This window comes from Streptomyces aureoversilis (assembly GCF_042657885.1).
GTDB lineage: Bacteria > Actinomycetota > Actinomycetes > Streptomycetales > Streptomycetaceae > Streptomyces > Streptomyces aureoversilis.
In genome coordinates this window covers 308,170-321,227 of record NZ_JBHSKJ010000008.1, presented here as the reverse complement: position 1 = coordinate 321,227, position 13,058 = coordinate 308,170, and the positions used below count along the sequence as shown (strand labels likewise).

The window sequence follows — 13,058 nt, the reverse complement described above, 5'->3', positions numbered from 1 at the left end:
CCGGGGCCGATCGTGTACCGACAGGTAGGTAGGCTGGCGCGCATGCGTGCGCTTCTCGTGGTCAACCCCTCGGCCACCACCACCAGTGCCCGTACCCGTGATGTCCTGGTCCACGCGCTCGCCAGCGATCTCAAGCTGGAGGTCGCCACCACGGAGTACCGGGGCCATGCCCGCGATCTGGCCCGGCGGGCGGCCGAGAGCGGGAACACCGGTCTGGTGGTGGCGCTCGGCGGCGACGGCACGGTCAACGAGGTCGTCAACGGCCTCCTGCACGACGGCCCCGACCCCGAGAACCTGCCCCGGCTCGCCGTGGTGCCCGGCGGCTCCACCAACGTCTTCGCCCGCGCCCTGGGCCTGCCCAACGACGTCGTGGAGGCGACCGGCGCCCTGCTGGACGCCCTGCGCGAGGGGACCGAGCGCACGGTCGGCCTCGGCCTCGCGGGCGGCACGCCCGGCACCGAGGACGAGGGGGTCCCGTCCCGCTGGTTCACCTTCTGCGCGGGCTTCGGCTTCGACGCGGGGGTCATCGGCCGGGTGGAGCAGCAGCGCGAGCGCGGCAAGCGGTCGACGCCTGCGCTGTACGTGCGACAGGTGATGCGTCAATTCGTCGGGGAGACCCACCGCCGGCGGGGCACGATCACCCTCGAACGGCCGGGCGAGGAGCCACTCGAGAATCTCGTCATGTCGATAATCTGCAACACGGCGCCGTGGACGTACCTCAACAACCGTCCGGTCTACGCGTCGCCGCAGGCGTCCTTCGACACCGCCCTTGACGTGCTGGGATTCACCAGGCTGTCGACGGCGGCGGCCGGCCGCTACGTCACCCAGCTGCTCACGTCCACGCCCGAGCGCGGCCCCCGGGGCAAGCACACCGTGTCCTTGCACGACCAGACGCAGTTCACCTTGCATTCGCAGGTCCCACTGCCGTTCCAGATGGACGGTGACCACCTCGGAGTGCGGAGCAGCGTGACGTTCACAGGCGTTCGCCGTGCACTGCGTGTGATTGTGTGAGTGCTAGGGCCTAAAGTCCTTCCACTCGAACGTTTAGACTGGGTTCCACCCCCTGGAAGTACGGCTGTGACCTAGCCGACACCGAGGAATCAAAAAAAACTTTCCAGAAGGGGTTGTATCCGCCGCCGAGGTTTGCGAATCTCTTCATGGCGATCGGGACGTCCGCTCTTCCGGCCTTCCGATACAGCCCGAACCCCTCCCTTTTCCTGATGGACCGCACCAGTTTCACGACTGGGCGTCGGCCCTTCCCCTGCGGAGGGATTCGTGAAAGCGTTCACATTCACAAGCAACGTAGCCGCAATACCGAGGAGATGGAGCAGCCATGGACTGGCGTCACAACGCCGTTTGCCGCGAGGAAGACCCCGAGCTCTTCTTCCCCATCGGCAACACCGGTCCTGCGCTGCTGCAGATCGAGGAAGCCAAGGCCGTCTGCCGCCGCTGCCCCGTGATGGAGCAGTGCCTGCAGTGGGCGCTCGAGTCCGGCCAGGACTCCGGCGTCTGGGGTGGCCTCAGCGAGGACGAGCGCCGCGCCATGAAGCGCCGCGCCGCTCGCAACCGGGCGCGCAACGCCACCGCCTGACGACGCCCCTCGGCCCCCGAGCCGCAGCGCGCAGTACCCCCTGACGCTCCCCCCGAGCTTCGCCTGGGGGCGCCCCACATCACGTGAGCCTTGAGCCCCGGACCTGATGGTCCGGGGCTCAGTGCTGTTCCGGGTGCGGTGCGGTGTGCCCGTGCGGGCCACGGGGCCGGCTTCCCGGCGGGTCAGCCCTTCTCCGCCCGCACCGGGATGTCAAGGACGACCCTCGTGCCCTGCCCGGGAGCGGGCACCATGTCGAACGTCCCGCCCATCTCGCCCTCGACGAGGGTGCGGACGATCTGCAGGCCCAGGTTGCCGGCGCGCTGCGGGTCGAAGCCCTCGGGCAGCCCGCGGCCGTCGTCCTGCACCGAGATCAGCAGGCGGGCGTCGCGCCGGGTCCCGCTGCGCACGGCGGTGACCTCCACCGTGCCCCGCTCCCCCGGCCCGAACCCGTGCTCCATGGCGTTCTGCAGCAGCTCGGTCAGCACCATCGACAGCGGGGTCGCCACCTCGGCGTCGAGGATCCCGAAGCGGCCCGTGCGCCGCCCGGCCACCCGGCCGGGCGAGATCTCGGCGACCATCGCCAGCACCCGGTCGGCGATCTCGTCGAATTCGACCCGCTCGTCCAGGTTCTGCGAGAGCGTCTCGTGGACGATGGCGATCGAGCCGACCCGGCGGACGGCCTCCTCCAGCGCCTCGCGGCCCTCGGCCGAACCGATCCTGCGGGCCTGGAGCCGCAGCAGGGCCGCTACGGTCTGCAGATTGTTCTTCACCCGGTGGTGAATCTCCCGGATGGTCGCGTCCTTGGTGATCAACTCTCGCTCGCGGCGTCGCAGTTCGGTGACGTCGCGCAGCAGGACGAGCGAACCGATGTGATTTCCCTTGGGTTTGAGGGGAATCGCCCGGAGCTGGATGACCCCGTCGTTGCCCTCGACCTCGAACTCGCGCGGCGCCCAGCCGCTGGCCAGCTTGGCGAGCGACTCGTCGACCGGGCCGCGCGAGGGCGCCAACTGAGCGGTGGTCTCGCCCAGATGATGCCCCACGAGGTCGGCGGCGAGGCCGAGGCGGTGGTAGGCGGAGAGGGCGTTGGGGCTCGCGTACTGCACGATGCCGTCGGCGTCCAGCCTGATGAGACCGTCGCCGGCGCGCGGGGAGGCGTCCATGTCGACTTGTTGACCGGGGAAGGGGAACGCGCCGTTGGCGATCATCTGGGCCAGGTCCGAGGCGCTCTGGAGGTAGGTGAGCTCCAGGCGGCTCGGGGTGCGCACGGTCAGCAGGTTCGTATTGCGGGCGATGACGCCGAGCACCCGGCCGTCGCGGCGGACGGGGATGGACTCGACGCGGACGGGGACCTCCTCGCGCCACTCGGGATCGCCCTCGCGGACGATCCGGCCCTCGTCGAGGGCGGCGTCCAGCATGGGGCGGCGGCCGCGGGGCACGAGGTGGCCGACCATGTCGTTCTGGTAGGAGGTGGGGCCGGTGTTGGGCCGCATCTGCGCGACCGACACGTAGCGGGTGCCGTCGAGCGTGGGCACCCACAGGACGAGGTCGGCGAAGGACAGGTCGGAGAGCAGCTGCCACTCCGAGACCAGCAAGTGCAGCCACTCCAGGTCGGAGTCGCAGAGGGCCGTGTGCTGACGTACGAGGTCGTTCATGGAGGGCACAGTGGTGAGCCTACCCGGGGCCGGGACGCTCATCCCGGGGCGGCCGGGGGCCTACCGGGGGCCGGTGCGGACGGCCGCGGGGCCGCGCGGACCGCGGCGGATACCCGGGGAAACCCGGGCGGGAGAAACCATGGACACGGGAGAATGGTCTAGTCCACAATGGGCGGGCAAAGCTTCCGCCCTCCCCGCACAGGAGGGCGGAGCGAGGCCCGGCGCTCTCTGCCCTGATCGCGCCACGGCCTCCAGTCGGCCCACTCCGGCCGCGGGGTCCGCACGCCCCGCACCCCGGCGGGCCGATACGGCTCCGGGCTGCGGTGCCGGCCGGGTCGAGGGTCCCGGTCAGGCGCCGCGGCCCGAAGTGACCCCTCCGGGGCCCGTCTCCCCCGCCCGCTCCCGCGGCCACGCCCGCATCGCGACGTCGGCGACCGCCTCCAGGGTGGCGCGGTCCGCGCCGTCCCGCGCCTGCTGCGACATGCCCTGCAGGACGGCACCCGTATAGACGGCGAGGTGGTGCGCGTCGGTGTCCGCCGGCAGGACTCCCGCGGCGACGTCGGCGGCGATGCGGCTCTCGATGAACGCGACGCCCTTGTTGCGCCGCTCCTGGAGCGCCGCGACCACCTCGGCGGACTGCTCGGTGCAGTTCGTGGCCGCGCTGATGATCATGCAGCCGCGGGGCAGGCCGGGAAGGGTGTGGGCCACCGCGGCCTCGTGCAGGAGGCGGTCCGCCGCACTGCGGGCGGTCGGCGCCTCGGCCAGGGCCTTCGCCGTGAAGACGCCGTAGTTGCGCACGTAGGCCTCAATCGCCTCCTCGAACAGGGTGCGCTTGTCGCCGAACGCCGCGTAAAGACTGGGCGCCTTGATGTCCATGGCGCGCGTGAGGTCGGAGATGGACACGGCCTCGTAGCCGTGCTCCCAGAAGGCCTTCATCGCCTGCTCCAGGGCCGTCTCGCGGTCGAAGGACCGAGGCCTGCCCCGCTGTTTGGTCGCCATGGCTCCCATTCTATAGCGCTCGCTAAAAAACCTGTGCTACGTTCTTTCTGTAGCACTCACTAAAGAAAGAGGGGGGCGCGGCCATGGGCACGCTCACGGGCAGGACGGCACTGGTCACGGGCGGCAGCCGGGGCATCGGACGGGGCATCTCGGAGCGCCTGGCCAGGGAGGGGGCCCGCGTCGCCGTGCACTACGGGCGGGATGCCGCCTCCGCCGAGCAGACGGTGAAGGCGATCGAGGCGGCGGGCGGCGAGGCCTTCGCGATCCGGGCGGAGCTGGGGGCGGCGGGGGACGCCGAGGCGCTGTGGGCCGCTTTCGACGAGCGGGCGGAAGGCCTGGACATCCTGGTGAACAACGCGGGCATCGACGGCGTGCGGGTGCCGATCGGCGAGGTGACCGAGGAGGACTTCGACCGGGTCTTCGCCGTCAATACGAAGGCGCCGTTCTTCATCACCCGCCTCGGCCTGGACCGCCTGCGCGACGGCGGGCGCATCGTCAACGTCTCCACGGGGCTGACCCACGGCTCGGCGATGCCCCAGCTGATCGCCTACACCATGACCAAGGGCGCGGTGGACGCCTTCACCTCGGTGCTGGCCAAGCAGCTGGGCGAGCGCGGCATCACGGTCAACGCCGTGGCGCCGGGCGTGATCGACACCGACATGAACGCCGCCTGGCTGAACAGCGGCGCGGAGGTGCGGACGGACGTCGCCGCCCTGTCCCCCTTCAACCGCGTGGGCGAGCCGCGCGACGTCGCCGACATCGTGGCCTTCCTCGCCTCGGACGACAGCCGGTGGGTGACGGGGCAGTGGATAGACGCGACGGGCGGCGCGCTGCTCTGATGCCCGGCGCTGCCGTGACACCCGCCGGAAGGCGGCCGCGGGACGGGGGGCCGCGGCCGCCGGGGCGGTGTCCGCTCAGCGCGTCTCGGTGACCTTGGCGAGGGCCCGGGGCGCGTCCGGGTCCTGGCCGCGGGCGACGGTGATCTCGTAGGCCAGCCTCTGCAGCGGCAGGATCTCAAGGATCGGCTGCAGCTCCTCGGGCACGCCGGCCGTGGGGAGGGCGAATCCGGTCGTCGCCCGGGCCACCTCCGCCTCGGTGCCGACGATCATGAGGTCCGCGCCCCGGCCGCGCAGCCGTTCGAGCACCGGCTGCAGGGCCGCGCCGCCGCGGCCCTCGGTGACGATGGCGATGACCGGCGAGATGTTGTCGACCATGGCGAGCGGGCCGTGCAGCAGATCGGCGCCCGAGTAGGACAGGGCGGGGATGTAGCTGGTCTCCATCAGCTTCAGCGCCGCCTCCTTGGCGGTCGGGTAGCCGTAGCCGCGGGAGGTGAGGACCATCCGTTCGGCGAAGCGGTAGCGGGCGGCGAGCTGTCCGACCTCGGCGCCGCGGTCGAGGATGCGCTGGGCGAGGCCCGGCAGTGCGGCGGCCGTGGCCGTGCCGTCTCCCCCGCCGGGGCGCAGGCCCTGGACGAAGAGGTAGAGGGTCAGCAGGGAGGCGGTGTAGGTCTTGGTGGCGGGCAGGGCCCGCTCGGGGCCGGCCAGGATGTCGATGTGGTGCTCGGAGACGGCGGCGAGCGGGGAGTCGGCGTTGTTGGTCACCGCGAGGGTGACCGCCCCGGCCTCGCGGGCGGCCTTCGTGGAGGCGACGAGGTCCGGGGAGCCGCCGGACTGGCTGATGGTCACGGCGAGCACGTCCGTCAGGTCGGGCCGGGCGCCGTAGGTCGTGATGGTCGACATCGAGGTCAGGCCGCAGGGCTTCCCGAGCTGCACTTCGAGGAGGTACTTGGCGTAGAGGGCGGCGTTGTCGGAGGTGCCCCGGGCGGTGAGGAGCACGAAGCGCGGCCGGCGGGCGGCGATGAGCCGGGCGGTCCCGGCGATGGCGGGGGCGCCCTCGTCGAGGATGCGGCGCAGGACGGCCGGCTGCTCCGCCATCTCGCCGGACATGATCCCGCCCGGCTGCTCGCTGTGGTGGGCGGGGGTCGAGACGCTCATGTCCGGTTACCTCCCGGGCGGGGGCTGCGGGGGTCGCGGTCCGGCGGCCCGCCGCACGGCGCCGGGGCCCTCCCAGTCGACCACGGGGCGGGCCGCGCCCGCCAGCCGGAAGCGGGCTCGGGGAGGCTCCCCCTTGCGGATCCCTCTGTTAGATTGGTCTATACCACACACGATCCGCTCCACTCTTTAAGATCGGCAGGCCCCAGCGTGGAAGTTGTCATCGTCCCGGACGCCAAGGCAGGCGGCGAACTCATCGCGGAGGCCATGGCCGCCCTCCTGCGCCGCAAGCCCGACGCTCTGCTCGGCGTGGCCACCGGCTCGACGCCGCTGCCCGTCTACGAGGCTCTGTCCGCCAAGGTCCGCTCCGGTGCGGTGGACGCCTCGCGCGCCCGTGTCTGCCAGCTCGACGAGTACGTCGGCCTGCCCGCCGACCACCCCGAGTCCTACCGCTCGGTGGTGCTGCGCGAGGTCGTCGAGCCGCTCGGCCTGACCGAGGCGTCCTTCATGGGCCCCGACGGCACCGCCGAGGACGTCCAGGCCGCCTGCGAGGAGTACGACCGCGCGCTGCCCGCGGCCGGCGGGGTGGACCTCCAGCTGCTGGGCATCGGCACCGACGGGCACATCGGCTTCAACGAGCCGTGCTCCTCCCTGGCCTCCCGCACCCGGATCAAGACGCTGACCGAGCAGACCCGCGTCGACAACGCGCGCTTCTTCGACGGCGACATCGACCAGGTGCCCCACCACGTCATCACCCAGGGCATCGGCACCATCCTGGAGGCCCGCCACCTGGTGCTGCTGGCCACCGGCGAGGGCAAGGCCGACGCCGTGGCGGCGTCCGTCGAGGGCCCGGTCTCGGCCCTGGTCCCGGCCTCGGCGCTGCAGCTCCACCCCCACGCGACGGTCGTCGCCGACGAGGCGGCCGCGTCCAAGCTGAAGCTGGCGGACTACTTCCGCGCCACGTACGCGGCGAAGCCGGCCTGGCAGGGGCTGTAGCCGCAGGTCCGGAAAAAGGCCGGAGGGGAGCAGGCGGCGTCTGCTCCCCTCCGGCCTTTTCCGGAACCGGCCGTCAGCCTGCCGCCCCGGCGATGACCTCCGCGGCGGCGGCACCGCACACGCGCGCCGCCCCGTGCGTGGCGATGTGCAGACCGCCGCGCGCGGGAGCCTCGTTCAGGCCCATCTCCACCACGACCGTGTCCGGCCGCGCCGCGAGCAGCGCGTCCAGGGCCTCCGCCATCCACCCGTGCCGGTGCGCGTCCCGTACGACGGCGACGATCCGCCGTCCGCCCGCGGCCTCGAGCACGTCGGAGGCGCGGGCCGCGTCGTGGCCGTAGGTGCCGGTCTCCGTGCCGGGCAGCAGCCGGGCCAGTTCGGCGCCGACGCCCCAGGGGGTCTCGTCACCGACGGCGATGTTCGCCAGCGGGGTGAACGCGGCCACGTAGGCGGGCCCGGCGAGGGGCTCGTGCGCGGGCGAGGCGGTCACCCGCAGGGCGCGCCGCGCCGCGGTCAGCCCCACCTCGGGGGCAGGCGCGTTCCCCTCCTCGGCCGCACCCGCCCCCGAGGTCCAGCGCGCCAGGGCGCGCACCCGTGCCGCGGCGTCGGCGAGCCGCTCCTCCTGCAGCTCGCCGGCGCGTACGGCTGCGACCAGCGCGTCGCGCAGCCGCAGCACGGTGTCCTCGTCGGCCAGTCCGCCGCCCACGCAGATGGCGTCGGCGCCCGCGGCAATGGCCAGCACGCTGCCGCGCTCGATCCCGTGGGTGGCGGCGATGGCCCGCATCTCCATGCCGTCGGTGACGATCAGGCCGTCGAAGCCGAGGCCCCCGTCGGCGACGGGCGCGCGCAGCAGCCCGTGCAGGGCGGCGGGGCTGAGCGTCGCCGGCAGGTCCGCGTCGATCGCGGGCAGCAGGATGTGTGCGCTCATGACAGCCTTGGTACCGGCGGCGACCGCGGCGTGGAAGGGCACCAGTTCGCGCGCCCGCAGCGTGGCGAGGTCCGCGTCGATGCGCGGCATGTCGTGGTGGGAGTCGACGGCCGTGTCGCCGTGCCCGGGGAAGTGCTTGGTGCAGGCGGCGACGCCCGCGGACTGCAGGCCCTCGACGTAGGCGGCGGTGTGCCGGGCGACGAGCTGCGGGTCGGCGCCGAAGGACCGGACGCCGATGACCGGGTTGTCCGGGTCGGAGTTGACGTCGGCGGACGGCGCCCAGTTGAGGTTGACGCCGCACGCGGCGAGCCGGCGGCCCAGCTCCCTGGCCACGGCCCGGGTCAGCCCGGGGTCGTCGACGGCGCCGAGGGCGAGGTTGCCGGGGAAGGAGGAGCCGGTGCGCACCTCCAGCCGGGTGACGTCACCGCCCTCCTCGTCGATCGCGACGAGCACGTCGCCGCACTCGGCGCGCAGCTGTGCGGTGAGCTTGGAGAGCTGCTCGGGCGAGGTGATGTTGCGGCCGAAGAGGCCGACGGAGGCGAGCCCTTCGCCGAGCCGGCGCAGCAGCCACGCCGGGGCGGCGGTGCCGGTGAAGCCGGGCTGCAGGACGGTGAGGGCGTTGCGCGTGAGCGTGTCCATGTCCGTGTCCATGAGAAGTGGGCCCCTAACCCTTCACTGCGCCGGAGGTGAGGCCGCCGACGGCCTTGCGCTGGAGGATGACGAAGAGGATCAGGATGGGCACGGCGAAGAGCGAGGAGGCGGCCATGGTGGCGCCCCAGTCGTCGCCGAACGCCGTGCGGAATCCGGTGAGCCACACGGGGAGGGTCTGGGCCGAGGCGTCCTTGTTGAGGATCAGGACGTAAGGGAACTCGTTCCAGACGGTGATGAAGCCGAAGAGCGAGGTGGCCATCAGGCCCGGCGCCAGCAGGGGGAAGATCACCTTGATGAACGCCTGGGTGCGGGTGCAGCCGTCGACCATCGCGGACTCCTCCAGCTCCTTGGGCACGGCGGCGACGTAGCCGCGCAGCGTCAGGACGGTGAAGGGGAGCACCATGACGGTGTAGATGGCGATCAGCGGCACGAGGCTGTTCAGCATCTCCGCGTCCCTCACGATGATGTAGTACGCGAGGGCCATGACCTCCCAGGGGGCCATCTGGGCCATCATCATCACCAGGATGAAGCTCTTGCGCCCCTTGAACCGCATCCGCGCGACGGCGAACGAGGCGAACAGGGCGATCACCAGCGACAGGGCGACGGCGACGAGCGTGACGGTGAAGGAGTTGCGCACCAGCGTCCAGAAGCCGTCCGCCTGCACCGCCCGCTCGAAGTGCTCGAAGGTGGGGCTGGCCGGGAACCAGACGGGGTCCTCGCTGACGATGTCCTTGTTGGCCTTGAAGGCCGTGCTGAACATCCAGTAGACGGGGAACACGAACGCGAGGAAGAGAACGACCGCGGTCGCTCCCGGCCAGATCCGGCCCAGGGTCGATCGCCTCACAGCTCGTCCTCCTCTTGCTTGAGCACCAGGCGCAGGTAGTACGCGGTCAGGGCCAGCAGGATCACGATGGTCAGGATGGAGATGGCGGCGCCCATCCCGAAGTGCTGGCTGCCGAAGCCTTCCTGGAAGGCGTAGACGGGCAGGGTCTCCGTGAGCCGGTCCGGACCGCCCTCGTTGATCGCGAACACCTGGGTGAACGACTTGAAGATCCAGATGACTTCGAGGAACGTCGTGGCCAGGAAGAAGGGCTTGAGGAAGGGGAAGGTCACCGAGGTGAACTGCTTCCGGGCGTTCGCGCCGTCCAGCGCGGCCGCCTCGTAGAGCTCCTTGGGGATCGTGGTCGTCGCCGCGTAGAGGTTGACGGCCACGAAGGGCACCGACTGCCACACGATCAGCACGGTGATCACGAAGAAGGTGGAGAACTGCCCGCTGGTCCAGCTGTAGCCGGCCATGGAGTGCCAGCCGAGCTTGTCCAGCACGTGGTTGACGACGCCGAAGCGCTGGTCGAACAGCCACTGGAAGACGGTGGTCGCCGCCACGACGGGCATGGCCCAGGCGAGGACGAGGCCGACCGAGAGCAGCAGCCGCAGGGCGGTGCCGAGGCGGGCGAGGAGCAGGCCGATGAAGCAGCCCAGCGCCATGATGAGGACGACGTTGGCGAGGGTGAAGACCACCGAGCGCCCCGTGACGCCCCAGAACTCGGAACTTCCGAGCTGCTCGGCGTAGTTGTCCGTGCCGGTCCACTCGGTGAGGTGCTGGATCAGCTGGCGCGGGCCGAGGTTCTGGAACGACAGCAGGCCGTTCTTCAGCAGCGTCCAGCCGAGCAGCAGCACCGTGACGGCGGCGGCGGGGAGGATCAGCAGATACGGCGCGCCCCGGACGAGCCGGCCGGGTCCTCGGCGGGGCGGCGGGGCGGCGCCCTTGCCGGTCCGGGAGGCGGGCCCGGTGGCCGCCGCCTCTTCGATCTGCGCTGACATCGTCGTCCGCCTTCTCCCCTGTCGAACGGTATTGCTTTGGTGCGCGGCCGGACAGGGGGCCGTTGTTCACGACCCCCTGCCCGGCCGTCGGGCTACTGCTTCTGGCTGAGGCGCTTGTTGATGTCCGCCTCGACCTGCTTGGCGGCGTCCTCGGGGGACTTGCCGTTGAGCACGGCCGTCATGTACGCCTTGATCGGGTTCGGGGCGTTCTCCACCGCGGCCCACTCGGGGATCAGCGGGGTGGTGCCGCCGCCCTTGGCGGCCGGGGCCGCGGCCTCGGCGGCCGGGTTGCCCTTCACCTGCGCCAGCAGGGACTCCTTGTTGGGGATCGAGCCGACCTCCTTGGCCAGCGCGCCCTCGTTCTTGTCGGACAGTGCGATCTTCAGGAACTCCTTGGCGAGCTCCTGCTTCTTGCTGCCCGCGGCCACGGCGAGGTTGGAGCCGCCGAGGAAGACGCCCTCGGGCTTGTCCGCGGTCTCACCGGGGATGGTGAAGTAGCCGAGGTCCTTCTCGATGGCCGGGTTGGCCTTGATGGCGGTGCCCGCCTCCCAGCCCATGCCGATGAAGGCGCCGGTCTTGCCCTTGGCGAAGACGTCGGCCTGCTGCGGGGTGGCCTCGTCCTTGTCCTTGGGGGCCTTGCTGAAGGCCTGGTACTGCTTGTAGACCTCCATGGCCTTGGCGACCTTGGGGTCGGCGAGGTTGGACACCCACTTCTTGCCGTCCTTCTTCACCAGGTCCGCGCCGGTGCCGATGGTCAGGCCGTCGAAGAAGTACCAGTTCTGGCCGGGCAGGTAGAGCGGCTCGGCCTCGCCCTTCTTCCGGATGGCCTCCAGGGCCTTGAAGAAGTCGGCGCGGGTCCTGGGGACCTCGGTGACGCCCGCGTCGGCCCAGACCTTCTTGTTGTAGATGACGACGCGGCTCGCGGCGTACCACGGCGCGGCGTACTGCTTGCCCTCGAAGACCGAGGGCTTGTTGAGGGACTCGGACCAGTCGGCGCCGATCTCCTTCTTCAGGTCCCCGAGGTCGGCGAGGCCGCCGGTCTGCGCGTAGGAGGGGGTCTGGGTGTTGCCGACCTCGACCACGTCCGGCGGGTTGGACTCGGAGAGGGCCGTGGTGAGCTTCTGCTGGATGCCGTCCCACTTCTGGACCTGGACGTCCAGCTTGGCGCCGGTCTTCTGTTCGAACTCGGCCTGGACGGACTTGGTCCAGCCCGGCGGGTTCGAGCCGTCCATGAACCAGACGGTCAGGCTCTTGGCCTTGCCCCCGTCACCCGATCCCTCGTCCCCGTCGCTGGACCCACAGGCAGCAACACTCACCAACATGGCCGCGACGCCCGTCGCCGCTATGAGCCCTCGCTTCACAGCACTCTCCTCAAGGACCGAATGTGGTCTTTAATGGTTTAGACCAGTGCCCGCAGCTTGGCCTAGACCTTTTGGGGTGTCAAGGGTGTATAAGAGTCGCTGTCGGCTCCGTTACCGGACCGACACCTCGAGGTCGACCTGGGCGTCTCCGGGCCCCTCGGGCTCTGCCCGTGCCACCATGTGACCGCGACAGACGGAGGAGCCGGTGACAGCAGCAGGATCGGAGTCGGGAAGGCGGACGATGGCGACCGACGGTGGTACGGCCGAGGGCGGCAGTGCGTCGGGCGGCGCGCGGACCGCGCGCGTCCCCAAGTACTACCGCCTCAAACGCCATTTGCTGGACATGACCGAAACCATGCCCCCCGGCACCCCCGTGCCGCCGGAGCGGACCCTGGCCGCGGAGTTCGACACCTCCCGCACGACCGTCCGCCAGGCGCTCCAGGAACTGGTCGTGGAGGGGCGGCTGGAGCGCATCCAGGGCAAGGGGACGTTCGTCGCGAAGCCCAAGGTCTCGCAGGCGCTGCAACTGACCTCCTACACGGAGGACATGCGCGCCCAGGGCCTGGAGCCGGCCTCCCAGCTCCTGGACATCGGCTACGTCACCGCCGACGACCGGCTCTCCAAGCTCCTGGACATCGCGACGGGCGGCCGCGTCCTGCGCATCGAGCGGCTGCGGCTCGCCAGCGGCGAGCCGATGGCGATCGAGACGACCCACCTGTCGGCCAAGCGGTTCCCGGCGCTGCGGCGCAGCCTCGTGAAGTACACCTCGCTGTACACCGCGCTCGCCGAGGTCTACGACGTCCGGCTGGCCGAGGCGGAGGAGACCATCGAGACGTCCCTGGCCACGCCGCGCGAGGCGGGCCTGCTGGGCACGGACGTGGGCCTGCCGATGCTGATGCTCTCCCGCCACTCCCTGGACGCCCAGGGGGAGCCGGTGGAGTGGGTCAGGTCGGTCTACCGCGGCGACCGGTACAAGTTCGTTGCGCGGCTGCGGAGGCCGGTGGAGGAGTAGACGGCCCCGGACCCCCACCCGGCCGGGGGGCGGGCTCGGCCCGTCCTCGGCCGGGGTCC

The 13,058-nt window shown here is 71.3% G+C and carries 12 protein-coding genes; 5 read left to right on the top strand and 7 right to left on the bottom strand.

Going from position 1 to position 13,058, the window contains the following annotated elements; genetic code table 11:
* Positions 1-42: 42 nt before the first annotated feature.
* Both ACFPP6_RS16845 and ACFPP6_RS16840 read left to right on the top strand, forming a co-directional pair.
* Entirely contained in the window at positions 43-1,011 is a 969-nt protein-coding gene (locus ACFPP6_RS16845; protein ID WP_382042479.1) for a diacylglycerol/lipid kinase family protein, read from the top strand.
* 322 nt (positions 1,012-1,333) lie between these two features.
* A complete protein-coding gene (locus ACFPP6_RS16840; protein ID WP_004937597.1) occupies positions 1,334-1,591 on the top strand; it encodes a WhiB family transcriptional regulator in 258 nt (85 codons plus the stop codon).
* Between the two features lie 182 nt (positions 1,592-1,773).
* On the opposite strand, the gene ACFPP6_RS16835 is transcribed toward ACFPP6_RS16840, so the two are convergent.
* Positions 1,774-3,243, bottom strand: a complete 1,470-nt coding sequence (locus tag ACFPP6_RS16835) for a sensor histidine kinase (protein WP_382042476.1) — start codon at positions 3,241-3,243, stop codon at positions 1,774-1,776.
* Between the two features lie 348 nt (positions 3,244-3,591).
* A complete protein-coding gene (locus tag ACFPP6_RS16830) occupies positions 3,592-4,242 on the bottom strand; it encodes a TetR/AcrR family transcriptional regulator (RefSeq protein WP_382042473.1) in 651 nt (216 codons plus the stop codon).
* An 83-nt stretch (positions 4,243-4,325) separates the two neighbouring features.
* On the opposite strand from ACFPP6_RS16830, the gene ACFPP6_RS16825 reads away from it, so the two are divergent.
* On the top strand, positions 4,326-5,081 hold the full coding sequence (locus ACFPP6_RS16825; protein ID WP_382042471.1) for a glucose 1-dehydrogenase: 756 nt from the start codon (positions 4,326-4,328) through the stop codon (positions 5,079-5,081).
* A gap of 75 nt (positions 5,082-5,156) precedes the next feature.
* On the opposite strand, the gene ACFPP6_RS16820 is transcribed toward ACFPP6_RS16825, so the two are convergent.
* Positions 5,157-6,236 carry an SIS domain-containing protein gene (locus tag ACFPP6_RS16820; protein ID WP_382042468.1) on the bottom strand — a complete coding sequence of 360 codons (1,080 nt, stop codon included), beginning with the start codon at positions 6,234-6,236 and terminating at the stop codon, positions 5,157-5,159.
* A 207-nt stretch (positions 6,237-6,443) separates the two neighbouring features.
* On the opposite strand from ACFPP6_RS16820, the gene nagB reads away from it, so the two are divergent.
* Complete coding sequence (nagB, locus tag ACFPP6_RS16815) at positions 6,444-7,229, top strand: glucosamine-6-phosphate deaminase (RefSeq protein ID WP_382042466.1); 786 nt, start codon at positions 6,444-6,446, stop codon at positions 7,227-7,229.
* A 73-nt stretch (positions 7,230-7,302) separates the two neighbouring features.
* On the opposite strand, the gene ACFPP6_RS16810 is transcribed toward nagB, so the two are convergent.
* The 4 genes from ACFPP6_RS16810 to ACFPP6_RS16795 form a co-directional block, all read right to left on the bottom strand.
* Positions 7,303-8,793 (bottom strand): glycoside hydrolase family 3 protein, encoded by a 1,491-nt coding sequence (locus ACFPP6_RS16810; protein ID WP_382042463.1) that lies wholly within the window; start codon positions 8,791-8,793, stop codon positions 7,303-7,305.
* Between the two features lie 25 nt (positions 8,794-8,818).
* Positions 8,819-9,649 (bottom strand): carbohydrate ABC transporter permease, encoded by an 831-nt coding sequence (locus ACFPP6_RS16805; RefSeq protein ID WP_336009687.1) that lies wholly within the window; start codon positions 9,647-9,649, stop codon positions 8,819-8,821.
* Positions 9,646-10,626 carry a carbohydrate ABC transporter permease gene (locus ACFPP6_RS16800; RefSeq protein WP_382042460.1) on the bottom strand — a complete coding sequence of 327 codons (981 nt, stop codon included), beginning with the start codon at positions 10,624-10,626 and terminating at the stop codon, positions 9,646-9,648. The genes ACFPP6_RS16805 and ACFPP6_RS16800 overlap by 4 nt, the downstream gene beginning before the upstream one ends.
* Before the next feature lie 92 nt (positions 10,627-10,718).
* Complete coding sequence (locus ACFPP6_RS16795) at positions 10,719-11,987, bottom strand: extracellular solute-binding protein (protein WP_382042457.1); 1,269 nt, start codon at positions 11,985-11,987, stop codon at positions 10,719-10,721.
* A 241-nt stretch (positions 11,988-12,228) separates the two neighbouring features.
* On the opposite strand from ACFPP6_RS16795, the gene ACFPP6_RS16790 reads away from it, so the two are divergent.
* The gene (locus ACFPP6_RS16790) at positions 12,229-12,999 is read left to right on the top strand and encodes a GntR family transcriptional regulator (RefSeq protein WP_382042454.1); all 771 of its coding nucleotides are present in this window, start codon (positions 12,229-12,231) and stop codon (positions 12,997-12,999) included.
* Positions 13,000-13,058 lie beyond the last annotated feature (59 nt).

Coding starts and splice junctions, on each gene's coding strand:
- ACFPP6_RS16835 (WP_382042476.1), bottom strand. CDS start 3,243: ATGAACGACCTCGTACGTCAGCACACGGCCCTCTGCGACTCCGACCTG.
- ACFPP6_RS16810 (WP_382042463.1), bottom strand. CDS start 8,793: ATGGACACGCTCACGCGCAACGCCCTCACCGTCCTGCAGCCCGGCTTC.
- ACFPP6_RS16830 (WP_382042473.1), bottom strand. CDS start 4,242: ATGGCGACCAAACAGCGGGGCAGGCCTCGGTCCTTCGACCGCGAGACG.
- ACFPP6_RS16825 (WP_382042471.1), top strand. CDS start 4,326: ATGGGCACGCTCACGGGCAGGACGGCACTGGTCACGGGCGGCAGCCGG.
- ACFPP6_RS16845 (WP_382042479.1), top strand. CDS start 43: ATGCGTGCGCTTCTCGTGGTCAACCCCTCGGCCACCACCACCAGTGCC.
- ACFPP6_RS16790 (WP_382042454.1), top strand. CDS start 12,229: ATGGCGACCGACGGTGGTACGGCCGAGGGCGGCAGTGCGTCGGGCGGC.
- ACFPP6_RS16820 (WP_382042468.1), bottom strand. CDS start 6,236: ATGAGCGTCTCGACCCCCGCCCACCACAGCGAGCAGCCGGGCGGGATC.
- ACFPP6_RS16840 (WP_004937597.1), top strand. CDS start 1,334: ATGGACTGGCGTCACAACGCCGTTTGCCGCGAGGAAGACCCCGAGCTC.
- ACFPP6_RS16800 (WP_382042460.1), bottom strand. CDS start 10,626: ATGTCAGCGCAGATCGAAGAGGCGGCGGCCACCGGGCCCGCCTCCCGG.